Origin of the sequence: Nocardia sp. CWNU-33 (assembly GCF_046764895.1) — a bacterium.
GTDB lineage: Bacteria > Actinomycetota > Actinomycetes > Mycobacteriales > Mycobacteriaceae > Nocardia.
Map to the genome: position 1 here is coordinate 78,414 of NZ_JBKOQN010000013.1, position 26,958 is coordinate 105,371.

General features: G+C 65.9%; 21 protein-coding genes. 11 read left to right on the forward strand and 10 right to left on the reverse strand.

Annotation, left to right across the window (positions count from 1 at the left end; all coding sequences use genetic code 11):
- Positions 1–16: 16 nt before the first annotated feature.
- From ACLMAL_RS19655 to ACLMAL_RS19670, 4 genes are all read left to right on the forward strand, one after another.
- Positions 17–2,617: a LuxR C-terminal-related transcriptional regulator gene (locus ACLMAL_RS19655; protein WP_412000398.1), complete on the forward strand. Its 2,601-nt coding sequence runs from the start codon at positions 17–19 to the stop codon at positions 2,615–2,617.
- A gap of 209 nt (positions 2,618–2,826) precedes the next feature.
- Positions 2,827–3,231, forward strand: coding sequence for a hypothetical protein (locus tag ACLMAL_RS19660; RefSeq protein ID WP_412000399.1), 405 nt, complete (start codon positions 2,827–2,829; stop codon positions 3,229–3,231).
- A 104-nt stretch (positions 3,232–3,335) separates the two neighbouring features.
- Positions 3,336–4,547, forward strand: a complete 1,212-nt coding sequence (locus ACLMAL_RS19665; protein WP_412000400.1) for an FxsB family cyclophane-forming radical SAM/SPASM peptide maturase — start codon at positions 3,336–3,338, stop codon at positions 4,545–4,547.
- Positions 4,548–4,557: 10 nt separating this feature from the next.
- Complete coding sequence (locus ACLMAL_RS19670; RefSeq protein WP_412000401.1) at positions 4,558–5,796, forward strand: MFS transporter; 1,239 nt, start codon at positions 4,558–4,560, stop codon at positions 5,794–5,796.
- A gap of 22 nt (positions 5,797–5,818) precedes the next feature.
- Here the strand turns inward: ACLMAL_RS19670 and clpB are convergent, their stop codons facing one another.
- On the reverse strand, positions 5,819–8,374 hold the full coding sequence (gene clpB / locus ACLMAL_RS19675) for an ATP-dependent chaperone ClpB (RefSeq protein ID WP_328412489.1): 2,556 nt from the start codon (positions 8,372–8,374) through the stop codon (positions 5,819–5,821).
- Between the two features lie 283 nt (positions 8,375–8,657).
- On the opposite strand from clpB, the gene ACLMAL_RS19680 reads away from it, so the two are divergent.
- The 3 genes from ACLMAL_RS19680 to ACLMAL_RS19690 all read left to right on the forward strand — a co-directional run bounded on the left by ACLMAL_RS19680 (position 8,658) and on the right by ACLMAL_RS19690 (position 11,883).
- Positions 8,658–9,593, forward strand: a complete 936-nt coding sequence (locus ACLMAL_RS19680) for an NADP-dependent oxidoreductase (protein ID WP_412000402.1) — start codon at positions 8,658–8,660, stop codon at positions 9,591–9,593.
- Between the two features lie 307 nt (positions 9,594–9,900).
- The gene (locus tag ACLMAL_RS19685) at positions 9,901–11,064 is read left to right on the forward strand and encodes an FAD-binding oxidoreductase (protein WP_412000403.1); all 1,164 of its coding nucleotides are present in this window, start codon (positions 9,901–9,903) and stop codon (positions 11,062–11,064) included.
- A 60-nt stretch (positions 11,065–11,124) separates the two neighbouring features.
- Complete coding sequence (locus ACLMAL_RS19690; protein ID WP_412000477.1) at positions 11,125–11,883, forward strand: FAD-binding oxidoreductase; 759 nt, start codon at positions 11,125–11,127, stop codon at positions 11,881–11,883.
- 389 nt (positions 11,884–12,272) lie between these two features.
- Here ACLMAL_RS19690 and ACLMAL_RS19695 read toward each other — a convergent pair whose 3' ends face one another.
- The 6 genes from ACLMAL_RS19695 to ACLMAL_RS19720 all read right to left on the reverse strand — a co-directional run bounded on the left by ACLMAL_RS19695 (position 12,273) and on the right by ACLMAL_RS19720 (position 19,936).
- On the reverse strand, positions 12,273–13,442 hold the full coding sequence (locus ACLMAL_RS19695; protein ID WP_412000404.1) for an FAD-binding oxidoreductase: 1,170 nt from the start codon (positions 13,440–13,442) through the stop codon (positions 12,273–12,275).
- A 531-nt stretch (positions 13,443–13,973) separates the two neighbouring features.
- Complete coding sequence (locus ACLMAL_RS19700) at positions 13,974–14,387, reverse strand: heat shock protein transcriptional repressor HspR (protein ID WP_412000405.1); 414 nt, start codon at positions 14,385–14,387, stop codon at positions 13,974–13,976.
- On the reverse strand, positions 14,387–15,559 hold the full coding sequence (gene dnaJ / locus ACLMAL_RS19705; protein ID WP_328407003.1) for a molecular chaperone DnaJ: 1,173 nt from the start codon (positions 15,557–15,559) through the stop codon (positions 14,387–14,389). Before dnaJ ends, ACLMAL_RS19700 begins: the two co-directional genes overlap by 1 nt.
- A 93-nt stretch (positions 15,560–15,652) precedes the next feature.
- The gene (gene grpE, locus ACLMAL_RS19710; protein ID WP_328407004.1) at positions 15,653–16,324 is read right to left on the reverse strand and encodes a nucleotide exchange factor GrpE; all 672 of its coding nucleotides are present in this window, start codon (positions 16,322–16,324) and stop codon (positions 15,653–15,655) included.
- Positions 16,321–18,168 (reverse strand): molecular chaperone DnaK, encoded by a 1,848-nt coding sequence (gene dnaK / locus ACLMAL_RS19715; RefSeq protein WP_412000406.1) that lies wholly within the window; start codon positions 18,166–18,168, stop codon positions 16,321–16,323. Before dnaK ends, grpE begins: the two co-directional genes overlap by 4 nt.
- Before the next feature lie 478 nt (positions 18,169–18,646).
- Entirely contained in the window at positions 18,647–19,936 is a 1,290-nt protein-coding gene (locus tag ACLMAL_RS19720) for a PucR family transcriptional regulator (RefSeq protein ID WP_412000407.1), read from the reverse strand.
- A gap of 174 nt (positions 19,937–20,110) precedes the next feature.
- Here ACLMAL_RS19720 and ACLMAL_RS19725 point away from each other — a divergent pair, with 174 nt between their 5' ends.
- A complete protein-coding gene (locus ACLMAL_RS19725; protein WP_412000408.1) occupies positions 20,111–21,034 on the forward strand; it encodes a class I adenylate-forming enzyme family protein in 924 nt (307 codons plus the stop codon).
- A 268-nt stretch (positions 21,035–21,302) separates the two neighbouring features.
- Here ACLMAL_RS19725 and ACLMAL_RS19730 read toward each other — a convergent pair whose 3' ends face one another.
- Positions 21,303–22,535 (reverse strand): serine hydrolase domain-containing protein, encoded by a 1,233-nt coding sequence (locus tag ACLMAL_RS19730; RefSeq protein ID WP_412000409.1) that lies wholly within the window; start codon positions 22,533–22,535, stop codon positions 21,303–21,305.
- Between the two features lie 113 nt (positions 22,536–22,648).
- Between ACLMAL_RS19730 and ACLMAL_RS19735 the strand changes: the two genes are divergently transcribed.
- Positions 22,649–23,803, forward strand: coding sequence for a histidine kinase (locus ACLMAL_RS19735; protein ID WP_412000410.1), 1,155 nt, complete (start codon positions 22,649–22,651; stop codon positions 23,801–23,803).
- Positions 23,791–24,435, forward strand: a complete 645-nt coding sequence (locus ACLMAL_RS19740) for a LuxR C-terminal-related transcriptional regulator (protein ID WP_412000411.1) — start codon at positions 23,791–23,793, stop codon at positions 24,433–24,435. The genes ACLMAL_RS19735 and ACLMAL_RS19740 overlap by 13 nt, the downstream gene beginning before the upstream one ends.
- 104 nt (positions 24,436–24,539) lie before the next feature.
- On the opposite strand, the gene ACLMAL_RS19745 is transcribed toward ACLMAL_RS19740, so the two are convergent.
- Entirely contained in the window at positions 24,540–24,974 is a 435-nt protein-coding gene (locus ACLMAL_RS19745; RefSeq protein WP_412000412.1) for a hypothetical protein, read from the reverse strand.
- A 203-nt stretch (positions 24,975–25,177) separates the two neighbouring features.
- Positions 25,178–25,489 carry a hypothetical protein gene (locus tag ACLMAL_RS19750; RefSeq protein WP_412000413.1) on the reverse strand — a complete coding sequence of 104 codons (312 nt, stop codon included), beginning with the start codon at positions 25,487–25,489 and terminating at the stop codon, positions 25,178–25,180.
- Positions 25,490–25,594: 105 nt separating this feature from the next.
- Between ACLMAL_RS19750 and ACLMAL_RS19755 the strand changes: the two genes are divergently transcribed.
- A complete protein-coding gene (locus ACLMAL_RS19755) occupies positions 25,595–26,917 on the forward strand; it encodes an IS256 family transposase (RefSeq protein ID WP_412000414.1) in 1,323 nt (440 codons plus the stop codon).
- Positions 26,918–26,958: the final 41 nt, after the last annotated feature.

The window sequence follows — 26,958 nt, forward strand, 5'->3', positions numbered from 1 at the left end:
AGCTACTTTGGATACCGTGTTATATGGCCGGGTCGAAGAACAGTTACGGATCCGGGCACTGCTGAACGGCGCTGCGGCGGGACAAAGTGCCGCATTGCTGATTGTCGCCGACTCGGGCGCCGGAAAGTCCGTGTTGCTGGATCTCGCGGCCAGAATGGCAGGCAATTCCTGGCTGGTGTTGCGCTGCGCGGGCATCGAGAACGCAAACGCACCGGAATCGCCGTTCGGCGGGCTGCGGCTGCTGCTCGCGCCCGCGCTCGGCCACATCGACAGACTGCCGGGGCAACAACGTGCGGCACTCGAGGTGCTCGACATGCCACATGCGGCCGATCGCACGCAGGTCGCCATCGCCACGGTGTCGCTGCTTGCGGAGCTCTCCAGCACCCAACCGGTGCTGTGCCTGGTCGACAATGCGCACTGGCTCGACCAGCCATCCGCCGAGGTGCTGCTGTTCGCCGTGGAGCGCCTCGGGCCCGAGCGGATCGCGCTCCTGTTCGCGGGACGGCCGGAGTTCTCCGGGCACGGCCTGCCCGAGATGCGATTGCCACCGCTGGGTGACGCGGCCCAGCGCACGCTGGCGGCAGCGCGGACGACAGAGCCACGCGACCGCTCGACCGCGCCGCCGATCGATCGTCGCAACCACGTAGTCGACAGGCCCGATTGCGCCCGAATGGCGGTAGTGGTTGCGGCCACCGAGGAAACAGGTGATCTGGATTTGGTGTTGCGGGTCCTCGCCGATCTCGGTTTGACGGTCGACGCCTTGGAGGCTGCCGAACGGTCCGGCGTGGTGATCGTGATGAACCAATCGGTCAGTTTTCCGAATCCAATCGAGCGCGCGGCCGCTTACCGCAACGCACCGTTCACGCAGCGACTCGCGGTGCACGCGGCATTGGCCGCGGCGCTCACCGACCAACCCGACCGTCGAGCCTGGCATCTCGCCGCGGCCGCCACCGGGCCCGACGAAACAGCGGCCGCCGCGTTGGAGGCGGTCGCACGGCGCGCACGCACCAGCACCGGATACGCCCGCGCGGCGACGGCATGGGAGCGAGCAGCCCGGCTCAGCCCCGACCCGGCCGACCGCGCCTACCGTCTGGTCGCCGCCGCCGAAGCGGCGCTCGACGCCGGCCAACACCAGCGAGCCCTCGAACTGGCGGATGAGACGGTCCATTCGATGGACGCGGGGCCGGAAGATCGGGCCCGGTTGGCCATCGTCCGAGCCCGTAACGAATTCGACCGCGGCTCGCTGCGCGCCGCACACCGGCTGCTTGTCGATGGGGCTGCGGACCTCGCGTCCGTGAAACCACATCATGCGGCACGGCTGCTGATCGGCGCCGCCACCGCGGCATGGACCACGGGAGATCTGTCGGCGGTGGCCGCCGCCCGGGTAGCAATGGCCGAGCTCGACCTCGAAGAGCAGCGTGCGCCTTGCCTCGCCGCGGTGGACGGCTTGCTCGCGCTGCAATCCAGTGATCATGCCGCTGGGGTGCGGCTCATTCGGACGAGCGTGCGACGCATCAGATCCGCGCGCGCCAGCGCGCCGACGACACTGGTCGCGATGGCAAACCAGGCTACTGCCGCAGGTGATCTCGATGACGCCCGCGACATCTTGGTCGAGCTGGCTCGGACGTGCAGGGAGCTAGCGATGGACGGCTCGCTGCCCGCTGTCAACGGCGCCCTCGGGACCGTCGAGATGCTGCTCGGCCACTTCCGGGAAGCGGAGGTGGCGCTGAGCGAGGGCGTGCGCATCGCGCAGAAGGTGAACCAACCGAACCGGATCGGCCAGGCGGAGTCGATTCTGGCTGTTATCGCCGCCATCAGCGGCGAGGAAGAACACTGCCGCAGGCTCACCAAACAGGCCTTGCGCCAAGCCAGTACCGATTTCAACGCCATCGATATCGCACACACCGAGTGGGCGCTCGGACTGCTCGACCTCGCCTACGGTCGCTACGAGGCGTCGATCGATCGGTTCGAGGCGCTGTGGGAGCGGCCGGACCGCGCCCTCGGTCAATGGATTCATCTCATGAGTGATCGCGTCGAGGCGGCGGTTCGACTGCGCAGTCCGGAACGCGCGGTCGAACCGATGGCCGCGCTCGAACAGTGGTTCACGGCAACACATTCACCGTGGATCCAGGCGCATCTTTTGCGCTGTCGCGGGATGCTCGACAGCAACGGCGAGGCATACGCGCGCGCACTGGAACTGCACGCCGCCGAACAACGCTGGTTCGATCACGCCCGCACCGCGCTGCTGTACGGCGAATGGCTACGGCGCGACCGCTCCAAGACCAAGGCGCGTTCGGTGCTGCGCGGCGCGATGAGCACCTTCGAGCGGCTCTATGCCTGGCCCTGGGCCGAACGGGCCCGCACCGAGCTGCGCGCTGCCGGCGAGGCGACCGTGCCGACCGGATGCGATCTGGCCGCGCTGCTCACACCGCAAGAACTCCAGGTGGTGCGACTCGCGGCGGCGGGCGCGACGAACAAGGAGATCGGCGCTCGGCTGTTACTGAGCCCTAAAACCGTTGCGCACCATCTCTATCGAGCCTTTCCCAAACTGGGCGTCACCAGCAGGAACGGACTTGCCCGAGTCGATTTCGGGAGCAGCGCTTCCAACGAAGCCTGACAAGATCTCTGGTAGTTGGTCGGTCAGATGTCCGAACGTTGTCTGATACCGCAGCTGGTTTCGCGGACGTAGCGTCCTGCCTGGGACTGCCGGCAATAGCCGGAGCATCCGTGAGAAACGTGCTGTCACACGCTATCCGGGCATACAGCCCCAAGCCGGCCGACTACAAGTCGAGGTCGGCCGATCACCTTTGTTGGTAAGGAATCGCCATGACAACAACACTCACCGCTCCGACCGGCGCCGCGGCCGGAATCGGTCTTGCCGAACTGGTCGGAAAGCTCTCGACCGGGTCCGCTGTGCATCCCGCGCTGCAGCGTCATCTGACTCCGCTCATCGACGGCGGAGTTCACGCGTTCAACTCGGCGATCACCAACGACGACCACGCCTTCAACTCGGCCATCGCCAACGACGACCACGCCTTCAACTCGGCGATCACCAACGACGACCAGGCCTTCAACTCGGCCATCGCCAACGACGACCACGCCTTCAACTCGGCCATCGCCAACGACGACCACGCCTTCAACTCGGCCATCGCCAACGACGACCACGCCTTCAACTCGGCCATCGCCAACGACGACCACGCCTTCAACTCGGCCATCAGCCTGACCCTGTAGGTCCGAAGCAACAGGCCGAAACTCCGGTGGACCCCGGCGCGTCCGTTTCGTCGCGCTGGGGTCCACCGGAGGATTCGACCGGACATCGCCAGGAGGCGAAGAAGATGAATCCCGAGGGCGCATCGTGGCCTACGGTCGGACTGGATGTCGAAGGGTTGCGCCGAATCGGTTGGCAGCCGCTCCCTTTCGTCGAGTACGTCATGAAGATCCACAGTCGCTGCAACCTGGCCTGCGACTACTGCTACGTCTATGAAATGGCCGACCAGAGCTGGCGCGACCAACCCAAGAACATGGACGATCAGGTATTCACCGACTCCTGCAAGACAATCGCCGAGCACGCGCGTCGCTTCGCGTTGCCTGCGGTGAATCTGGTGATGCACGGCGGCGAACCGCTACTCGTCGGACACGAGAAGCTGGAGTACTTCGCCCGGTCCGCGCGCGAGCTGCTGGAGCCGATTACCAAGGTGCGCCTAGGAATCCAGACCAACGGCGTGCTGATCGACAAGGAGTTTCTTCGGATCTGCGACCGTTGGGGCATCCAAGTCGGCGTCAGCCTCGACGGCGACCGCAAGGCCAATGATCGCCACCGGAAGTATCGCCGTGGCACGGGCAGCTTCGACGATGTCGCCAAAGGGCTGGGGCAGCTCATCGGCGGCGACCATCGACATCTGTACTCCGGGCTACTGTGCACGGTCGATGTCGAGAACGATCCGATCGAAACCTATGAGGCACTCGTACAATTCGGCCCGCCCGCGCTGGATTTCCTTTTGCCCCACGGCAACTGGACTACGCCGCCACCGGCCAAGACGGCCGACGCCACCACTACGCCCTACGCCGACTGGCTGATCCCGATCTTCGACCGCTGGTACTCCGCTCCCGAGGTAGAGACCAGGGTCCGGCTCTTCGATGTGGTGATAAAACTGCTGCTCGGTCGCAACGCCTCGACGGAGGCGGTCGGTCTGGCACCGGTCCGCCTCGCGGTGTTCGAGACCGACGGGACCCTGGAACAGGTCGACGAGTTGAAGTCGGCTTTCGCGGGCGCCACCAAGATCGAGCAGGCCGCGACCGGCAACCCGCTCGATGAAGCGCTGTGGGATCCGCATGTCATCGCTCGGCAGATCGGTATCGAGGCATTGAGCGACACCTGCCGGGCCTGCCCCCTCCACAATGTCTGCGGCGGCGGACACTACGTGCACCGGTATCGCGAGGGCACCGGCTTCCGGAATCCCTCGATCTATTGCGCCGATCTCGTGAAGTTGATCCGCCACATCGAATCCAGCATCAGGGCCGACATCACCTCAGCGGCCGTCGGGTGATGGTATTCGATTGAACAGCAATGGAATTCACACGAACAAGGCGTTCGTATTGCTGTGGTCCGGCAATGTTGTTTCGCTGACCGGCTTCTTCGGCATTCGCATCGCCTACCCGCTGCTGGTGCTTTCGGTCACCGGTTCCGTGACGCTTATGGGCTGGGCGGGGTTCGTGATCACGGTGCCGAGCCTGATTTTTCAGATTCCGGCAGGCATCGCGGCCGATTATTCAGACCGGCGGCGCACCCTGCTGATCTGCCAACTGTCCGGATTGACCGCGACCTCCGTCGCCGCCCTGGTCGTCGTTCTGAACGTGCCGAACCCGGGACCGTTCCTCATCGTCGCGGCCTTCGTCGAGGGCACCGCCTATGTCTTCTTCACCCTCAGCGAATTGGGTGCGATTCGTGACGTCGTCGACAGCGAGCAGCGCCCCGCGGCGTTCTCGTTCTTCGAGGCGGAGCAGCCCATCGGCTCCGTGCTCGGCCGCGCACTGGGCGCAGCCGCCTTTGGCATGGCACGGTGGCTGCCGTTCGTCATCAATGCCGTCTCGTACCTGTTCTGCCTGGCGACACTTTCGGCGATTCGCGGCGACTTCGCGGCGCGAAAGCCTGAAGGTGACCGGCCCAGCGGCGGACGCTGGAGCGTCGCGTGGGAGGGCGTGCGGATCGTATGGACCGAGCCGTTCCTGCGTGCCTCGACAGCGATCAGCGGGCTGTCGAACATGGTCATCCAGGTCGTCATCCTGCTGCTGATCTTCGAGATCGGCACCAGCGGCCGGCCGGTGTGGACGGTCGGCGTGGTGCTCGGTGCGGCTGGTGTCGGCGGCATTCTCGGCTCGTTCGCGGCGGCACGGCTCACCACTCGATTCAGTGCGCACGCGGTGTATCGCGGTTCGCTGTGGGCATGGACAGCGCTCCTATTGCCGATCGCCGTCAGCTCGAACCCCGCGATCATGGCGGTGTCGTGGTGCGGCATCGGTGCAGTCGGGACCGTAGTGAATGTGGCGCTGACACTCTTTCGGGTACGCGTTATCCCCGAAGACACGCTCGGCAGAGCGGTCGGCGCAGGCAATATCGTGACCGACGGCGCCGTCGCGCTCGGTGCGCTGCTCGCGGGCTATGTGCTGACCGCGCTCGGCGCCGCCACCACCGGATGGGCGCTGGTCGGCGCCATGCTCGTCCTCGCGATCGGCGGCAGCCTCGTCGGCCGCAGCCGCGAAGCTCCGCTCGCCGAGACACCCGCACGGGTCGAGTGATCCTCGGCGAGCGACGCCGCGCTTACTTGCCGACGATGAGGCTCTCCCCGTTCGGTGTCACGCTCACCTTGACCGTGTCGCCGTCGGTGATCTCACCGGCCAGCAGTTCCTTGGCCAGGGTGTCGCCGATGGCCTGCTGGATCAGCCTGCGCAGCGGCCGTGCACCGTAGACCGGGTCGTAGCCGCGTACCGCAAGCCAGAACCGTGCCGAATCGCTGACATCCAGCTTCAGCCTGCGCTGCGACAGCCGCTGCTGCAGCTGGTCGAGCTGGATGTCGACGATGGATTCCAGCTGCTCCTCGTCGAGCGGGTGGAACATGACCACATCGTCGAGGCGGTTGAGGAACTCCGGCTTGAACGCCGCGCGCACCGCGTTCATCACGAACTCCCGATCGCCGCCCGCACCGAGATTCGAGGTGAGGATCAGGATGGTGTTGCGGAAGTCGACCGTGCGACCTTGGCCGTCGGTCAGCCGACCCTCGTCGAGCACGGCGAGCAGGATGTCGAAGACATCCGGGTGCGCCTTCTCGATCTCGTCGAACAGCACCACGGTGTAGGGCCTGCGCCGCACCGCCTCGGTGAGCTGGCCGCCCTGGTCGTAACCGACATAGCCGGGCGGCGCACCGACGAGCCTGGCCACCGCATGCTTCTCGCTGTACTCGCTCATGTCGATGCGGACCATGGCGCGTTCGTCGTCGAACAGGAAGTCCGCCAACGCCTTTGCCAACTCCGTCTTACCGACGCCGGTTGGGCCGACGAACAGGAACGAGCCGGTCGGGCGGTTCGGGTCGGCGACGCCCGCGCGCGCCCGTCGCACCGCGTCCGACACTGCCTGCACCGCCTCCGGCTGGCCGACCACGCGCTTGCCGAGCTCGTCCTCCATCCGGAGCAGCTTCTGGGTTTCCCCTTCCATCAGCCTGCCGACCGGGATGCCGGTCCAGGCCGCCACCACCTCGGCGATGTCATCGGGACCGACTTCTTCCTTGAGCATCACCTCGCCGTCACCGGCTGCGGCAGAAGCCTTTTCGGCCTCGGCGAGCTGCTTCTCCAGCGCCGGGATCCGGCCGTAGCGCAGCTCGGCGGCCTTGCCGAGGTCACCGTCGCGTTCGGCGCGCTCGGATTCACCGCGCAGAGTTTCCAGTTCCTCCTTGAGGACCCGGACTTGGTCGATCGCGCTCTTCTCGTTCTGCCAGCGGGTCATCAGCTGGTTGAGCTTCTCCCGATCGTCGGCGAGCTCCTGGCGCAGTTTCTCCAGACGCTGCTTGGAGGCATCATCGGTTTCCTTGCTCAGCGCGACTTCCTCGATCTCCAGCCGCCGCACCGCGCGCTCGACCTCATCGATTTCGACAGGGCGGGAATCGATTTCCATGCGCAGCCGCGATGCCGACTCGTCGACGAGGTCGATTGCCTTGTCGGGCAGGAACCGGGAGGTGATGTAGCGGTCGCTGAGGGTAGCCGCGGCGACGAGCGCGGAGTCGGTGATGCGCACGCCGTGGTGCACCTCGTAGCGCTCCTTGATGCCGCGCAGGATGCCGATGGTGTCCTCCACCGACGGCTCGCCGACCAGCACCTGTTGGAAGCGGCGTTCCAGTGCGGCGTCCTTTTCGATGTGCTTGCGGTACTCATCCAGTGTGGTGGCACCGACCATCCGCAGCTCACCGCGGGCGAGCATGGGCTTGATCATGTTGCCCGCGTCCATCGCGGATTCCCCGGTCGCGCCCGCGCCGACAATGGTGTGCAGCTCATCGATGAAGGTGATGATCTGTCCCGCACTGTTCTTGATGTCCTCGAGCACGGCCTTGAGCCGCTCCTCGAACTCGCCGCGATACTTCGCGCCCGCAACCATCGCGCCGAGATCGAGCGAGACAACGGACTTGCCGCGCAACGACTCCGGCACATCACCCGCCACGATGCGCTGGGCGAGGCCCTCCACGATCGCGGTCTTGCCGACGCCCGGTTCGCCGATGAGCACCGGGTTGTTCTTGGTGCGACGGCTCAGCACCTGCACGACGCGGCGGATTTCGTTGTCACGGCCGATCACCGGGTCGAGCTTGCCCGCGCGGGCCGCCTCGGTGAGGTCGGTGGAGTACTTCTCGAGCGCCTGGTAGCTGCCCTCGGGGTCCGGGCTGGTCACTCTGGCACTGCCGCGCACCGTGGTGAATGCCTCGCGCAGCGCGTCGGCACTGGCGCCGTATTTGATGAGCAGCATCGTCACGTCCGAGTCGCCGGCGGCCAGGCCGACCAGAACATGCTCGGTGGAGACGTATTCATCGCCCAGCTCGGTGGCCAGGCGCTGGGCGGCTGTGATGGCAGCCAGGGCTTCGCGGCCGAGTTGCGGGGTCGTGGTCGCGCCGGTCGCCCTCGGCAGCCGGTCGACGATGTCCTGCGCTTCGCGACGGACCGTTGCCGGATCTACCGCGACAGCCTTGAGCAAGGGGGCGGCGATGCCGTCGGTTTGATCCAGCAACGCCACCAGCAAGTGCGCCGGACGAATCTCCGGATTACCCGCGGCGGACGCCGCTTGCAGCGCGGCGGTCAACGCCGCCTGGGTCTTGGTGGTGGGATTGAACGAGTCCACGGTCACCTTCCTACTAGTCGATGTGCACGGCACCGAGGGTCCGCATTCCGCTCGACACACGATGGGTCGCGCGGCTCACTGCCGTTCCTCACCGTTCAACGTTGGAAAGGTTGAGTCTGTTCCGCTCAACTTTGAAATTCTTCCAGCCTCTCGGCTCTTGACAAACGCTACGCCGCGACACCGTCGAATGCGATGAATCACGACGTCGGTGGTGTATGGATACCTACGACGGCGGTTGCCGTCGGATGCGTCACCTCTTCTCCCAATTACAAGGAGCGAACAGATGCGCGCGATCGTGGTACGGAATTTCGGAGCAACACCCGAGTTGACCGACATGCCGGTGCCCGAGCCCGGCGCAGGCAAGGTCCGCGTGCAGTTGGAGGCGGCCGGGGTCAACCCGTTCGATCAGCGGATGGCCACCGGATACCTGGACGGGAAGATGCCGCACGACTTTCCGATGATCCTCGGCGTCGACGGCGCGGGCACGGTGTCCGCGGTCGGGCCGGGCGTCAGCAGGTTCGCCGTCGGCGACCGCGTGGTCGGCAAGTTCCTTACGTCCCCGGCGGGCCACGGCAGCTTCGCCGAGTACGCGGTGTTGCCGGAGACCGGCGCGCTCGCGCGGATCCCGGACGGCATCCCGACCGGCGCGGCCGCGGCACTGCCGACCGCGGGCGTCACCGCACAGGACATTGTGGACGCCACCCGGATCCAGCCGGGCCAGACGGTGCTGGTGGTCGGCGCGACCGGCGGCGTCGGCTCCTTCCTCGTGCAACTGGCGAACATCGCAGGCGCCCACGTCATCGCCACCGCACGTGGCGATGCGGCCGATCAGACGACCCGCCTCGGCGCGGCCGAAACCGTCGACTACACCCAGGGCTCGGTTACCGCGCAGGTCGCGGCCGCCCATCCCGCCGGCATCGACGTGCTGTTCGACGTGGTGAGCCCGCCCGAAGCACTCGCCGAGCTGACCACGCTGGTCCGCGACGGCGGCACCGTCTATTCCACCATCTGGTCCGCCGACGAAGCGGCGCTGCGCGAGCGCGGCATCAAGGGCGGCAATATCGAATCCTCTGGCGGCGCACCGGAATTGACTCGCCTGATGAAACGCGTCGCCGAAGGCGATGTGGTCGTGCCGATCGACGCGACCGTGCCGCTGGCCGAGGCGCCGTCGGTGATCGGCGCTACGGGCGCGCGCGGCAAGACAGTGCTGACCATCTGAAGCGTGATGTGCGCAGGCCCAGCTGCCGGCGATAGCGTGCCGGTCGTTCGAAGGACGGTCGAACAGATCCACCGAAATGCCGAACCGGTCGCGCCCGCGGTCCGCACAAACGTCGGTGAATAACGCCTGCTACAACCGGTGAGACAGGCCCGCCGCGCACGGTGTTTGCCCACCGATTACCGTTGGCCGAGGCGTGATGGGCCATACCCACACGACCACGGGATTTTCGGGGATACTTGACCGCGGAGGACCGCCGGTTACGGGTATGTCCTCGGGCAGCAATCAGAGGGAAAGGGAGCTCGACGTCGTGGATGCGCGTTCGGCTGCGCTGGTCCGCGCCAACTTCCGTTCGGTGATCTCCTCGCCCAACGGACCCGAGCGGTTGATCAGTGCGTTCTATGGTCACCTCTTCGCGGAAACCCCCCAACTGCGCGAGCTGTTTCCGCCTGCCATGGATATGCAGGCAAAACGGCTGGTGACGGCCATCCAGTATGTGCTCGACCATCTGGAGGATTGGGAGCGGGCGCAGAAGTTTCTCGAGCAGCTGGCTCGCGACCATCGCAAGTACGGCGTATTGCCCGGGCACTACGATGCCGCAGGCCGGGCGCTGCTGGCCGCCTGTCGTAGTTTCAACTACAACAATGGCGTCTGGAATCGCGCGCTCGAGGAGGGCTGGCGCGACATCACCATCCTCATCTCCGCCTCCATGGCCATCGGCGCCAACTCCGACAAGTCGCGCCCGTCCTGGGAAGCGACGGTCGTCGGCCATCGCCGGGTGCTGGAGGACTTGGCGATCGTGCGGCTGCAGTCCGAGAGCCCGATCCCGTATCAGGCCGGACAGTACGTGCCGATCGTAGTGCCGCAGCGACCGAAGATGTGGCGCTACCTCTCGCCCGCGATTCCGGCAAATCCCTACGGCGAGATCGAATTCCACGTCCGCAAGATCCGCGGCGGCTGGGTGAGCCCCGCGATCGTGAACGAAACCCGCGTCGGCGACAAGTGGACGATCGCCAACCCGCTCGGCGGGCTGCACGTCGACCGGGACAGCGGTCGCGACGTGCTGCTGATCGGCGCGGGCACCGGCATCGCCCCGCTGCGCGCGCAGCTGATCGAAATGGGCCAGCGCGGCATCAACCCGCGCGTGCACTTCTTCATCGGCGGCCGCTACCCGTGCGAGTTGTACGACGTGGATAACATGTGGCAGCTCTCGCAGAGCAATCCGTGGCTCACCATCGTCCCGGTCTGCGAACAGAAGACCAACCCGTGGTGGTACCCGCATCCGCCCGCGGATGCGCCCTACGGCATGCACCGGACGCTGATCGGTAATCTCGGTGCAGTGGTCGCGAGCTTCGGTGCGTGGGCGGATCGGCAGATCCAGATCGCCGGATCGGCGCGGATGATCGCCGACACCCGCCGCGCGCTGATAGCGGTGGGCACTCCGGAGTCGATTATCAGCTCCGACCCTGTGTAGAACGAGGAGGCTCCGTTGGGGGACTTGCACGGCAACGGTGCTTCGCCCGATCACCGCACACTGCCCGATTTCGACGCCCCGCCCGAATGGAAGGCGACCGTCGTCGGCCATCATCGGCTGCGCCACGACCTCGCGGTGATCCGGCTGATCGGCGAGTTCGTGCCGTTCACCGCGGGCCAGTCCGTCGAGGTGCGGGTGCCGCAGCAGCCGAGCATGCGGCGAAGATTCTCCCCCGCCCTGCCGCCTTCGCTGGACGGCAAGCTCGAATTCCATGTTCGAACCGTGCCGGGCGGCTGGTGCAGCGGCTCCATCGTCGCCGACACCGCACCGGGTGACCAATGGCAGATCACCGCCCCGGCAGGCACGTTCGCCGTCGATCCCGACGGCGACGAGGTGGTGATGATCGCGGGCGGCACCGGCCTTGCCCCGATGCGCGCCCAGATCCTCGACCTGGCCAGGCACGAAGACCCGCCGCCCACCTACCTGTTCATCGGCGGCAGCTCCCCCCGCGACCTATACGCCACCGACATGCTCTACCTGCTGACCGGCGAATTGCCCTGGCTCACCGTCATCCCGGTGGTAGAAACCCCGGACGATCCCGGCTGGGTCGACGACTGGTACGAACAGTCCCGCGTAGACATCGGATTCCCACCCGACGACATGCTCCACGGCACCCTCGCCGACGTGGTCGGCTCACACGGCGCTTTCGCCAACCACCAGGTGCTCGTCTGCGGCTCCCCCGCCATGACCCGCGCAACAGTCGACCGACTCATCTCAACCGGAACCCCCGCCGAGAGAATCCAATTCGAGGGAATCTGACCAACAGACCCCCCGGAGCAGTTCGTCCAGTGCCCGCTCCGGGCCGATTCACATGCAGCACAAGCGCATCCACCAAAGTCCCGAGCATCCCCACCAATGCGCCCACTGGGCACGATGCACCTTCCGAGCGCAGCGAGACCCAGCACCAGCGTTCGCGGCCCGTCCACCCCACACCAGCCGCAGCGCATCCACCAAAGTCCCGAGCATCCCGACCAACACACCCACTCGGCACGATGACACCTTCCGAGCGAAGCGAGATCGAGCACTAGAGTTCGCGGCCCGTCTCGCTTCCGAGCGGCCGAAGCGCATGCGCCGCAGGCGCGAGTCTCGGCCGCTCGGAAGCGAGACCAAGGGGGCCGCGAACACGCCGCGCCGCAGGCGCGGCCAAATCAAAACAGCGGGTCGTGGCGGATGTTCTTGGTTTGGGTGCCCGCTGCCATCAGGCGGAACTTGGTGGTCTGCACCATGGATGGCGATCCGACGATCTGGACGTCGCGGTCGGCCCATGCCCCGTAGCCGGCGACGACCTTGCCGATCTGTCCGGTCATTCGTGGTTCCAGCCCCGGCCAGGTGCGCTCCGGTTCACCGGAGTCCACGTGCCACCACGGGTTTTCGTCGCTCTCGGTCACCGGTGTCACGGTGAGCCACTTATTGGCCACGGCGAGCGCGCTGAGCGTTTCGAGATCGTAGAGGTCGCAGGGGTGATGCCCGCCGATGAACAGGTGCACGCGGGGGTTGATCCGCCGCTGCGCCATCGCCATGAGCTGGGCGCGTAGTGGGGCGAGACCGGTGCCGCAGCCGACCATCAGCATCTTGCGCTTGCTGTTGCGTGGGATGCCGAGCCCGCCGAGGGGGGACCCGAGTAGCCACTTGTCGCCGATGTTCGTGTGGCCGACCATCGCCGGGCTGACCCAGCCGCCCAGCACGCTACGGATGTGGAATTCGATCTCGCCGTTGGCGTTCGCGGGCACGGCGGGCGACAGGTAGCGCCACATCCGCGGCCGCGACGGTATCTGCACGCTGATGTACTGGCCTGCGGCAAACTGCATCGGCTCGTCCAGTTGCAGCCGCACGACGGTCAGGTTGCGCAGCACGTCGCGGCGCTCGACCACGGTCCCGGTCCACACCGCGGGCGTGGTCTCCTTCTCCGCTGCGCCGATCATGGTGTCGCCGATGATGGTCAGGCCTTCGTCCCAGGCCCGCTCCACTTCATCGGTCCACATCTCGGTGCCTGCGAAAATCCGCATCGCGGCCTTCAGCGAGTTGGCCACCGCGACGTAATGCTCGGGCTGCACACCGTATTTGCGGTGGTCGCGGCCGAGTTGGGCCAGGAACGGTAGTAGCTTGTTCGGCTCCTCGAGCCGGTCCAGCACGTAGGCGATGGCCTTGACCAATCGGTCACGCTGTGCATCCATTGCTGCCGGGAAGAATTCGCGAGCGTGCGGGTAATCGGTGAACAAGATCGCGTAAAACGAACTTGCCAGCCTCGCGGACCCACCTTCCTCCGCAGCAACCGCCTTGAACGTCGTTCTTATCAAAGCGATAGTCCGCGAATCCATTTGTGTCACAACCCCATTTCGCACTCGTACACAAACCGAGCCGGCGAGTGAGGTGCTGCGGGACACTCGACAGCAGCCGATGCAACCGAGTGTAGGTGAGGTTTGCCAGCAACGGAATCATCCGTGAAAACATCACGCGTGAAATTCTCCTGAAACGAGGACCCGAAACGCGAAACGCCACAGAAACCGACTGGGAGATCGATAATTTGGGTGAAATCAGTCACAGACTCACTGAATTTGTGAGATCCATTTTGCAGGGTTCATCCTGATCCAGCACACCGAGCGATCACACGGCAACTCCGAAATGTTGCCGATTACCTAGGGTCAGCAACCTTTACGCACCCGGCTGCCCGGGCGACCGACCGGAAATCGCGAGACGACCGGCCGCCCGATCCGTTGCGCGGACAGTCGTGCGCGCCAATCGATCCGGCATCCCGCCCGCTATCACCGCGCCTCGACGACATCGGGCCCCAGGCTTCGGTTCATGCGTGATGAACCGAAACACCGGGGCCCGATGGTTGCCAGGAAGTGTCAGCGCCGATGCCGGGGCTGCCACACCACCAATGCGGTACTGCGTTGTGGCGGTGAAAGATCCGGGCGATAGCCCGAGCGCAGCCGCTCCACTTCAGCCGCCAGATCGGCGACGTGCTGCTGCAATTCCGCCACTTGATTGGTGAGTTCGATAATGCGCTTGATGCCTGCGAGATTGACACCCTCGTCCTGGGACAGCCGCTGCACCTCGCGCAGCAGCTCGACATCCCGGGCCGAGTAGCGCCTACCGCCGCCCGAAGTCCGTTGTGGCGTAACCAGTCCGAGGCGGTCATAGGTGCGCAGTGTCTGCGCGTGCATGCCCGCCAACTGTGCCGCCACCGAGATCATGAAGACCTGAGCCTCGGTACGGCCCGGGTTGGGCCCACCTGACGCATTCTTCGGATCACCGGACATCACGCACCTGCCCATCCCGCACGTGGATCGAACCCGCTGGTCTTCTCCGCATCCGCGTAGCGCCGCAGCGCCTCGGAAGCATTGTCGTCCAGCTTCTGCGGCACGGCGACCTTGACAGTGACCAGCAGATCACCGGCGCCGCCGCCGGGGCCGCGCTTCGGCACGCCACGGCCGCGCACCCGCAGGATGCGGCCGTCCGCGGTGCCCGGAGGCACCTTGACGCCGACGCGCCCTTCCAGCGTGGGCACCGAAACGGTTGTGCCCAGCACCAATTCACTGTAACTGACCGGAAGCACCAGGGTCAGGTCGTCGCCGTTGCGGCCGAAGACCTTGTCCTGGCTGACGTGCACGGTGACGAAGAGGTCGCCCGAAGGCGCACCACGCAGCCCCGCCTCGCCCTGTCCGGCCAGCCGAATCTTCTGTCCGTCACTGACACCCGGCGGGATCCGCACCGTAATGGTGCGGGTCCGGTTCTGGATGCCACTGCCGTGGCAGTCGACGCACGGGTCGTCGATGATCGAGCCGGTGCCACGGCATTCGTCGCAGGGTTCACTGAAACCGAACGCGCCCTGGTTGCGGCTGATGACGCCGTTTCCATTGCAGATAGGGCACACTCGGGGACTTGTCCCCGGCTTCGCGCCACTGCCGTGACACGTCGTACACGGTGAGGGACTCGTCATCCGCAGCGGAACGGTGACACCTTGCGCGGCTTCACGGAAGCCGAGCGTGGTCTCGGTCTCCACATCGGCGCCACGGCGCGGGCGACTGCCCGCGGTCCGGGTGCCACCTCGGTTGAACAGGCCACCGAGGAGGTCGCCGAGGCCACCATCGCCCGCATTCGCCTGACCGAAGATGTCGCCGATATTGAAGTCCTGGGAGAACCCACCGCCCGTACCGGGGGTGAACCCACCGCCCCGGCCATACGCACCGCCACCGGCGAAAAGCTTTCGCGTTTCGTCGTATTCCTTGCGTTTGGCCGGATCGGACAGCACGGCATGCGCCTCGCTGACGGACTTGAACCGCTCCTCGGCCTTGGTGTCACCGGGATTGGCATCCGGGTGCAGGTCACGAGCGAGCTTGCGATACGCCTTCTTGATCTCGTCCTGGGAGGCGCTGGAGGAAACGCCCAGCTCCTTGTAGAAGTCCTTTTCGATCCACTCCCGTTGGCTCACCGGGCATCTCCTCCTCTCACTGTTCTTGACCTGCGGCGCTCCCGGGGCCCTCCGTGGTCACGCTGCGCTACCGCTTCCGGGCCCGTCGCGTCCTTATTGGTTGGGTATGCCGGCATCGGAACCAGCGTTCGATGCTTCATTCACCGGTAGATCGGCCACGCCATCGGTTACCCCGACCAGCGCGTGCCGAAGCACCCGATCGCCGAAGCGATAGCCCTTGCGCATGACGACACCGATCACCGGGTCGTGCCCGGAACCTTCGTGCTGCACGGCCTCGTGCAGGGTCGGGTCGAAAGGCTCACCCTCCGAACCGAATTCCTCGAGGCCCTGCTTTGTCAGCGCGTCGGACAGCTTGTCGGCGACCGCCTTGAGCGGTCCGGTCTCCAGGTCGCCGTGCGCACGGGCCCGATCGAGATCGTCGAGCACGCCGAGCAATTCGGTGACCACCGCGGCCTTCGCGGCGTCGATGGTCGCCTTACGGTCCCGCTCGACCCGGCGCCGGTAGTTGGCGTATTCCGCGGTCAACCGCTGCAGGTCGGCAGTGCGCTCGGCCAACTCGCCGCTGATGCTTTCGGCCAGAATCGCGGCCCCCTCGTCGGCAGCGAGCACGGCGTCGGCACCGTTGCCCGCATCCGGGCCGGCCGCAGCAGCGTCTGCTGCGGCCGGTTCCCGAATCTCGCCGGTCTCCGGATCAACTTTGCGGTTGTCGACGAAGGTGATCGGCTCTTGTTCGGAGTTACGCTCCCCCGAATTTCCCTGGGTCACTTCTTCTCCGTGTCGACCGGCTCGTCCACAACTTCGGCATCCACGACCTGGTCATCGTCGGCAGTGCTCGACGCACCGTTGCTCGAGGCCGCGGACTCCGCCGCCGACGCCTCGTAGATGGCCTGGCCCAGCGCCTGCGACTCGGTCGCCAGCTTCTCCACGGCGGACTTCACCGCGGCGATGTCGGTGCCCTTGAGCGCCTCGTTGGCCTCGGCGATGGCCGCCTCGACCTTCTCCTTGACGTCGCCGGGGACCTTGTCCTCGTTCTCCTTGATGAACTTCTCGGTCTGGTGCACCAGCGACTCGGCCTGGTTGCGGGTCTCGGCCTCCTCGCGGCGGGCCTTGTCCTCGGCGGCGTGCGCCTCGGCGTCCTTGACCATCCGGTCGATCTCTTCCTTGGACAGGCCGGAGCCGTCCTGGATCTTGATCGTGTTTTCCTTGCCGGTGCCCTTGTCCTTCGCGGTCACGTGCACGATGCCGTTGGCGTCGATGTCGAAGGTGACCTCGATCTGCGGCACGCCACGCGGGGCCGGCGGGATGCCGGTCAGCTCGAAGGAACCGAGCAGCTTGTTGTGCGAGGCGATCTCGCGCTCACCCTGGAACACCTGGATCTGCACCGACGGCTGGTTGTCATCGGCCGTGGTGAAGGTCTCCGAGCGCTTGGTCGGAATGGTGGTGTTGCGCTCGATGAGCTTGGTCATCACGCCACCCTTGGTCTCGATGCCCAGCGACAGCGGGGTGACATCGAGCAGCAGGACGTCCTTGACCTCGCCCTTGAGCACACCGGCCTGCAGCGCGGCGCCGACGGCGACGACCTCATCCGGGTTCACGCCCTTGTTGGGCTCCTGGCCACCGGTCAGTTCCTTGACCAGTTCGGTGACGGCAGGCATACGGGTGGAGCCACCGACGAGCACGACGTGGTCGATGTCCTTGACCGAGATGCCGGCGTCCTTGATCACGGACTGGAACGGCGCACGGGTGCGGTCGAGCAGGTCCGAGGTGATCTTCTGGAACTCGGCGCGGGTCAGCTGCTCATCGAGGAACAGCGGGTTCTTGTCCGCGTCGACAGTGATGTAGGGCAGGTTGATCGAGGTGCTCTGCGAGGAGCTCAGCTCGATCTTGGCCTTCTCGGCGGCCTCACGCAGCCGCTGCAGCGCCATCTTGTCCTTGGTCAGGTCGATGCCCGCACTGGCCTTGAACTTGTCGACCAGCCAGGTGACAACGCGCTCGTCCCAGTCGTCACCACCGAGGTGGTTGTCACCGGAGGTCGCGCGGACCTCGACGACACCCTCGCCGATTTCCAGCAGCGAGACGTCGAAGGTACCGCCACCGAGGTCGAAGACCAGGATGGTCTGTTCCTTGTCGCCCTTGTCCAGGCCGTATGCGAGGGCGGCCGCGGTGGGCTCGTTGACGATACGCAGCACATTGAGGCCGGCGATCTGGCCGGCTTCCTTGGTGGCCTGGCGCTGTGCGTCCTCGAAGTAGGCGGGGACGGTGATGACCGCGTCGGTGATCTCCTCACCGAGGTAGGCCTCGGCGTCGCGCTTCAACTTCATCAGCGTGCGCGCGCTGATCTCCTGCGGCGTGTACTTCTTGCCGTCGATCTCGACGCTCCACTCGGTGCCGATGTGGCGCTTGACCGAGCGAATGGTGCGGTCGACGTTCGTGACCGCCTGGTTCTTGGCCGGCTGTCCGACCAATACCTCGCCGTTCTTCGCGAAAGCAACGATCGAGGGGGTGGTGCGCGATCCTTCCGAGTTGGCGACGACGACCGGCTCTCCGCCTTCGAGAACGGCGACGACCGAGTTCGTGGTCCCGAGGTCGATTCCGACCGCACGAGCCATGGTTTTCCTCCTAGTTGACGTAACTACTTGTGTCGGTGCTGGGCGAACGATCGCCCTGCGGCCAGTTGTCCTGTGCCGCGAGACCTCGCCCCTAGCACCTCACGGAGCACGGTCTCAGCAACGCTGAGCGTGGTCGACTCAATCCTGCACCGGATTGCGGTCAGGAGTCAACTCAAACTTGAGCCGGGCATACTCAACATTCCCGAACAGCTCAACCGTGGCCCTCAGCGATCTATTCCCGAACCTGGCCCGGGGGGCTGCCGCCATTCTCGACAGCCGTGTCATCGCAGCCCAGGAATGTGCGCCAGTTGTGATCAGCACATAGCTGGTCGGGGAGTGACAAGGCGATGGTTGTCACCGAGCTGGTCTGCCTGATCTGCGACAACCTCTCGGCGAACAAGCCGCCCCGAATTCGTCCCCGACCACCGCGTCCTGGGTGCACCCGATCGAGGCCCGGTTCATCGCCTGGTTGGGGCAGTTAGGCCGTATCCGGGCACAGCACCGGCGATCCGTACCACTGGCAGACCAGCAGCGCGAGCTCGACGTCGAGCCTGTCCTCGGTGATAGGCCTGCCGCGCCGCGATACCGCCCGCCCGACCCGGTATTTCACCGAATTGGAGTGCAGATCGAGTTCTGCGGCGGCCGCCTTGTAGCTGGACCCAGTGCGTAGGAACACCCGTAACGTCTCGCGCAGCCATGCGTCGTTCTTATTGTCGGTGGCCAAGTCGCCGAGCACCTCGCAAACCCATTCCTTGACCTCCGCGATCCCGCCGCCGAGCAGGGCCGCCGCCACCGACAATCCCGGGTCGCCGGCTGCGATGATGCTCGATTCCGCGTCTCCACGCGCCAGCGCGACCGAGCGCACACCTTGGGCGAGCCGATGCGACCGACGGAATCCCGACACTCCGGAGGCCACCGTGCCGATGGCCACCCGCGGCGCATCCGGATACCCGGCCGCGAAACCACGGACCTTGGCGACAGCGTCGGGCTGCGCCGACCGATACGGCAGCCATGCCCAGGCGCTCATCCGATCGTCGGCGACGAACAGCGGGCGGGCGGCGGCATCTGCCACCTCGGCCGATTCGCGGACGAATCGTTGCAGCCCGGCGAGCTCGTCAACATGGGCGCCGGCGCCCGGGTACCAAACGATAAGTGCCAGATGGAACCAATGCAGTGGGTAACGGATCGATTCGGTGGCGGCGCCGATATCGACGGTCCTCTTACCCGCCAGCACTTCGCGGACCCGAAGCGCACGGGCGCTGTTGCGGTCGTCCAGCCACTGCTCGCGCTCGCCTTCGTAGGCGGCGACGACCTGCTGGATGATCTGGTCGAGGTATTCGAACAGCCTGGTGCTGATCGCCTCCATGACGATGACCTGATCCACCGGCGCGATATCACTGGCCAGCAGATCGGCGAAAACCATCTTGGTCAGACGCCGCTGGCCGACATGGTAAGCGCGAACCAGGGCATTGAGCGGGACATCGTGCTGGGCCAAGCGCCTGCTGTACTCGATCGCCGCCACGGGCGCGTGGATCCGCGCCGCCGGGATGTCGTGCTGCAGCGCGTGCAGCAGTGTGTTGATATTGCCATGCACACTGGCCCCGAGCAGTTCGATGGTGTGGACGTCGGCACGCAACTCAGGTATCTCGTCCTCGATTACGCGCGAGATACCCACGTTGACATTCGTCACCCGCTCGTTCATGCGGGCGGCGATCTTCGCGATACAGCGGCTCACATCGACATCACCGTCGCGACGAAAAGTCGTCACCACCCAATGGTAGTTACAGCGCAGCGACCCGCGGTGACGAATACGAGGTCGACATTGTCCTCCGACGACAAAGCACGCGACGAATTTCGTCAACGCACGACGATGACGAGCCGCACCGTTACTTCTACCGTTGTCGTCATTCCTCGCACCACACCTCCACCTCGAGGACCGCTGTTGATTCTTTCGACCCTCCCGGACCGTCGCGCCGCCGCCGCGCCCGACGCACCCGCCGTCACCGACGACAACATCGACCTGAACAACACCGAATTCCTGGCCGCCGTGCGGCGGGCCGCCGCCTGCCTGCGCGCCGCGGGCGTCTCGACGGACGACGTAGTCGCGATCATGCTGCCCGATACCGCCGCCCTCGTCGTATCCCTGTTCGCCACATGGCGTTTGGGTGCCACGGCCGCCCCGATCAACCCATCGCTGACCGCCCCGGAGGCCAGCTACCAGATGGCCCAGGCGGGCGCCAAGGTACTGGTCGCCGCGCAGCGGCCCGCCTTCGACGCTCCGGTCCAAGCCGTCATTTCTGCCGACGAACTCACCGCGGCAGACCCCGCCATCTCGGCAGCGGCGCGGCCCAGCGACGATGCACCAGCGCTGATCATCTACACCAGCGGGAGCAGCCTCGAGCCGAACCGCGTGATGCTCGACCACATGAACCTCGACGCCGTGTGCCGATTGGCGATCGAGGCATTCGCACTCACCGACGCCGACCACAGCCTGTTGATCCTGCCGCTGTTCCATATCAGCGGCATCGTGGTGGGCGTCTTGTCGCCGCTGCTCGCCGGTGGCCGCGCCACCATAGCCGGCCGGTTCAGCCCCACGTCGTTCTTCGAGCGGATCGAGCGCAGCCATGCCACCTACTTCTCCGCGGACCCGACCATGTACACGGCGCTGTCCGATCTGCCCGCCCAGATACGGCCGAACACCTCGTCGGTGCGGTTCGCCATCGGCGGCGCGGTGCGGGCCAACGTCGAACAGCGGACCAGGTTCGAACACCGCTACGGCATACCGATCATCGACAGTCACGGGCTGACCGACATTCCTGGGCGAACACGTTCAACTGCTAACCGGCGTCGACTGGCTCATCTGTAGGCATACGCCGGTTAGACCTCGGAGCCATCGAATTTCTGGCGCTACTCAGCCACGCCCAGGCATTGGGCCGACCACGCTTCCGCGCGTTGATGGCACGAGTAGTCGGCGCCTCCGTCGACTATCCGGAACTGGTGAATACCTACATTCGGCGATACTTACTGCCCCGGCCGAGAGCGGCTACCGTATCCGTGACCGGTACCAAGATCGAAGGAACTGACACAGCGCCGGGACAGCCGCGCCCCTCTTGCGGCTGAGGCGGCACCGAACCTCAACGCTGCTGATGGTCTGCGTCCGTAGTCGTGCACAGGGCGTCGTCGATCAGCTTGCTTTGGGCCTGTTCCACGCGCAGGACGTCGTCCGCGGAATCGGCGAGGACGCCCGACAGCGAGACCGTGATGCTGCGCAGGCCATCTGCGGTGACGCCGGCGGCGCTGATCCAGCCGGAATCGCCGCCCTCGTGGCCCCAGTACACCCCGCCGCAGGACAGCGGGCGTGAGAAGAGCCCCAGCCCGTCACCAGCACCCGGCATGAGCTGCTCGAACTCCTTGCTGACCGGAATGGTCTGTTTCATCTGCGTCAGTTGCGCCGGTGGCAGGAGCCGGCCGCCGAGCAGGGCGCGGAAGAATCGGTTGAGATCGGCGGTGGTGGAGACGAGCCCGGCCTCTCCATTGGCGCCCATGCCGACCTGCTCGGTGACGTCCACGGGCGGCTCGCCGGGGTTGAATGCCTGATACGTCTCGGCATGTGGTTGGGGCAGCGTGGGTGAAGTACCCGGCCAGAAGGTGTGATCGAGGCCGATCGGCCGGACGATCCGATCTCTTACCTCCTCATGCCAGGGGTGCCTGGTAACCCGCTCGATGATCATGCCGAGCAGAACGTAATCGGTGTTGCCATAGCTCCAGTCCGTGCCGGGCTGGAAGTCCGGGCGGTGGCCCATCGCCCGAGCGACGGTCTGCTCGGGTGTGTAGGTGTCGTATCGGTGCTGGTAGAAGTCCTGCGCTGAGGTGTAGTCCGGGTAATCGTCGTGAATGCCGCTGGTGTGCTGGAGCAGTTGGCGGATGGTGATCGCGCCACCGTCATTGCCGTTTCCGGACACCACGCCGGGCAACCACCGCTCGACCGAGTCGTCCAGAGACAGGCCGCGGTCGCCGGCGAGCTGCAGGATCACGGTGGCCACGAACGCCTTGGTGATGCTGGCTATCCGGAAGTAGCCATCCCGAGGGATCGGCTGCCGGGTCGTCAGGTCGGCGACGCCGCTGGTGGCGGTCAGGTTCCGGTCGTCAGAGGTGACCAGGAGGGCCTGCACTCCCGTCACGCCGAGTGCGGTGAGCGCATCGGCGTCGCGCTGGAGCTGGAGCTGGATTCGGTCGTCGTGCTGCCGGGCGGCTATCGCGACAAGCACACTGAGGGAAAGGGTTCCGGCCACGATGGCGGCCAGCGCGAGGTTTCGTCGGATGGATCGGCCGCGCCGCCGTGGTGAGCGAATCGATGAACTCGTCATGGGCGTTGACGCTAGGTCTGGCCGAGGTGAGCAGACGATACCGCTCACTAGTGACAAAAAGCGGTAGTGGGCTGTAGTGCGAGGCTCGGTCGCCATGGCTCAGACTTATGCGAATGAACCACCCTGGGGCCAGTCAGCTTCCGGCGATGTGGCGCGGTCTGGGTTATCTACTGGAAAGCCTGGTCACCGCCGCGGTCGCCCTGTTCGCGCTGCCCGTACTCATCGTCCCGACGATGGCTCGCGCCTGGGCGTCCTGGCATCGTCGCCGCGCCGACCGGCTGCTGCTTTCTCCGCGTTCTGGTCCCGTCCGTGTCGGTACGTGGCGTGTTCTCGGGTGGCTGTGCACAAGCATCGTGACCAGTCTGGCGTTCGGGCTCGTCGCGGTGCTGTGCGCAGGTAACGCGGTGGCCACGGCCATCACGGTGCCCTTGTGGTGGGCGTTGCCCGCCGGCACCCGCGCGGGCGGCTTCGGCGCCGGTGTTCCGCTGTCCGGGTGGGGCACGGCGTTGACCCTGGGGACCGCACAAGTCGTCATCTTCGCGGCCTTGACCTACTGGCTCGTTCCACTGCTGGCGCGCCTGCACGCCCGGATCTGTGTTGCGCTGCTGTCCCCTTCGGCCGCGGTGCAGTTGGCGCAGCGTGTGGAGACGCTGACCGAGACGCGGGCCGACGCCATCAACGCGCACGGCGCGGAACTGCGCCGGATCGAACGGGACTTGCACGACGGCACCCAGGCCCGGCTGGTGGCCATCGCGATGCGGCTGGGTGTGGCCCGTGAGTCGATGAGCGAGGACCCGCAGACGGCGGCCAGACTCTTGGACGAAGCGCATGAGAGTACCGAGGAGGCCATGGTGGAGCTTCGTGCGGTGATCCGGACGATCTACCCGCCGATCCTCGCCGATCGCGGCCTCGCCGGGGCGCTGGCCGCGCTGGGGGCCCGATCGGCGATCGACACCACCCTCGATATCGGCGACCTCGGCACGATCCCCGCCGCGGTCGAGACCGTGGCCTACTTCACGATCGCCGAGGCGCTCACCAATGCTGCCAAGCACAGCCAGGCCACCCGGATCACCGTCCGCGTCGCACGCGACGGTGACCAGCTGTCGATCGAGGTCACCGACGACGGAGTCGGCGGCGCCGATGAGACGCTGGGTACCGGCATCGCCGGAATCCGCCACCGTGTCTTGGCGCTCGACGGCACCGTCCACATCCACAGCCCCGGCGGCGGCCCGACCACGATCACTGTGAGCCTGGCGTGCGGGTCGTGATCGCCGAGGACAACGTCTTGTTGTCCAATGGGCTGGAACTCCTGCTGACCGCCAAGGGCTTTCACGTCGCCGCGATCACCCAGGACGCCCCCGGCTTCCTCGCCGCCGTCACCGAACACCGACCGGACGTCACCATCGTCGACGTACGGCTACCGCCGACCTTCCGCGACGAGGGCATCCACGCCGCCATCCGCGCCCGCCGCCGGCACCCCGGCCTACCCGTGCTCGTCCTCTCCCAATACGTCGAGCAGCAGTACGCGGGCGAGCTGATCTCCGATGGACGCGGCGGCGTCGGCTACCTGCTCAAGGACCGGGTGAGCCGGGTGAGCGAGTTCATCGACGCGCTGCGGCGGGTCGCCGCCGGCGCTACCGTCATGGACCCCGAGGTGATCGGGCAGCTCCTCACCCGTCACGCGCACGACCCGGTTGCCGCCCTCACGCCACGTGAACGCGAAGTCCTCGCCATGATGGCCGAAGGAAAGGACAACGCCACGATCGCGGCCCGGCTCGTCATCACCGAGAACGCCGTGCACAAACACATCGGCAACATCTTCGCCAAGCTCGGCCTCTCACCGGCCGACAGCGGCCACCGCCGCGTCCTCGCAGTCCTCACCTATCTCAGCCGTCACTGACCAAGTTGTCCGTTGAGCGACAGTTATTCCTGAGGATCAGGAATCAGTGGCCACTGCATCCTGACGATCAGGATGCAGTGGCCACTGCGGGCAGTTACCGCTGGTCACCCATGCCCAGTCTCCGAGCATTCGATGTCCTTGGTGACTTCGTTGTCGGCAGGATTGGTGTCCTGGTCGCTGCTGGTCACTCGCGCCCATACGCGTACGTGGCGGGTGATGGGCTTCCCGTCTTCGTCGCTGAGGGGGAAGAGGTTGACCTGTTTGGGTTCGATGGGGCGGGGATAGTCGTGACTGCCGATCGGGCCTCCGTCGATGGACCACTCGACCCGCACGTCGTGCGCTGTGGCCGAGCCGAGATTACGAACCATGACCTGCGCGGGGAGCGGTTGCCCCATTGGCGCCCTGGAGCTACAGCCCACCGACAGCTCCAGGTCGGGCAGGCCCTCTGCCTGTGCGGCGGTGCTGGTGACGACTGCTGCCGCCGATATCAGAGCCGACACGCCAGCCGCGGCGGCGTATTTCACAACGATGTACCTCACAGGCCTTCTTTCGTGAATGTTGTTGACCGACATGGGTTCTTCAACCGATTTCCGACAACTTACAAACTGGGGACGCCCGATCGCTGCTGGAGCTGGGATCGTTCTGCCCGACTCGAGCACTCAGCCAGAACAACCCACCTTCGATGACCGGATGCGCAGCAGCCGCGCGTGCTCGATCTCGTCGTCCGCTTCCAACGGCCGTCTCAGCCTGCGGACCCGGTCGACATCCGGCGGTATGAGGCAGGATCGTTGTCAACCACCGCACTCAGGTATTCGACGCTGCGTGGGGAGCCGGTAATCCACTCGCTGAAATCGTCTGTGAAACCCGGCTTGTAGTAACTCGGGCAGGAAGGCCGCAACACTTCAGTCTGGTGCGGGCCTACCCACGTGCTGGACTGCTGTCCGAGGCCGGTCGTGCAGTTCGTCCGCCAGGTCACGCGGTAGGTGTCGTCGGTGTCGTTGCGGCAGGTGTAGTCGGCACCGCAGTTCAGTCCGGAGGCGAGAGCAATGATCAATTCCTGTGGATGACCTGGGAGGGCGTGCCTTCCCGGAAGATGATCTACGAAGTCAATGGGATCTGATCAAGACCAGCGCGCCAACGCCGGCGGGAAGGCACGCCCGTGCTCGAGGTAGTCCAGAACAACGATGCTTCCAACGAGGGCTATGTGGCCGGTGCCGGGCGGTCGTTGCTCGACGAGATCGTCCGCGATGGTGCCCGGCGGATGCTGGCGGCGGCGTTGCAGGCTGAGGTCGCGGCCTATGTTGAGCGGTTCGTCGGCGAGGTCGACGAGGACGGTCGGCGGCTGGTCGTCTGCAACGGCTATCACCAGGAACGGGAGGTGCTGACCGCCGCCGGTGCGGTGGCGGTGAAGGCGCCGCTGGTCAACGACAAGCGGGTCGACCCGGAAACTGGTGAGCGGCAACGGTTTTCCTCGGCGATCCTGCCCGCTTGGGCGCGTAAGTCGACGCAGGTGAACGAGGTGCTGCCGCTGTTGTGTCTGCACGGGTTGTCCAGCGGCGACTTCGGGCCGGCGTTGGAGCAGTTCCTCGGCACCGGTGCCGGGTTGTCGGCGTCGGCGATCACCCGACTTACCGTGCAGTGGCAGGACGAGGCCAAGACATTTCAGGCCAGGGACCTCTCGGGCACCGATTACGTGTACCTGTGGGTCGACGGCATTCACCTGAAAGTGCGTCTCGAACAGGAAAAACTGTGTCTGTTGGTGATGATCGGGGTCCGTGCCGACGGTCGCAAGGAGCTCGTTGCTCTCACCGACGGGTTCCCGGAATCGACCGAGTCGTGGGCGGATCTGCTGCGTGATTGCCGCCGACGTGGCATGACCGCGCCGGTCCTGGCGGTCGGCGACGGCGCGCTCGGGTTCTGGAAGGCGCTACGAGAGGTGTTCCCGGACACCCGCGAGCAGCGGTGCTGGTTCCACAAGCAGGCCAATGTCCTTGGCACGCTGCCGAAGTCGGCTCATCCTGGTGCGTTGGCGGCGATGAAGGAAATATACAACGCCGAGGACATCGACAAGGCCCGAGTCGCGATCAAGGCGTTCGAGATCGACTACGCCGCAAAATACCCCAAAGCAGTGGCGAAGATCGTCGGCGACATGGACGAACTGCTCGAATTCTACCGGTATCCGGCCGAGCATTGGGTTCACTTGCGCACCACCAACCCGATCGAAAGTACTTTTGCCACAGTGCGTTTGAGGACCAAGGTCACCAAAGGTCCCGGTTCCCGCCCGGCCGGGCTGGCGATGGCCTACAAGCTGATCGAGGCCGTCCAAGCCCGCTGGCGAGCGGTGAACGCGCCTCAATTGGTCGCGCCCGTCCGGGCCGGAGCCGTGTTCCACAAGGGCAAGCTCCTGGAACGACCGACCGCCATCACACCCGAAACCTCGACCGGCCAGCCGTCATCACCCGCAGCGGCGGAGGTCGCCTGAGAAGACCTCATCCACAGGATTTGACAATCGTCGGGCTTCGA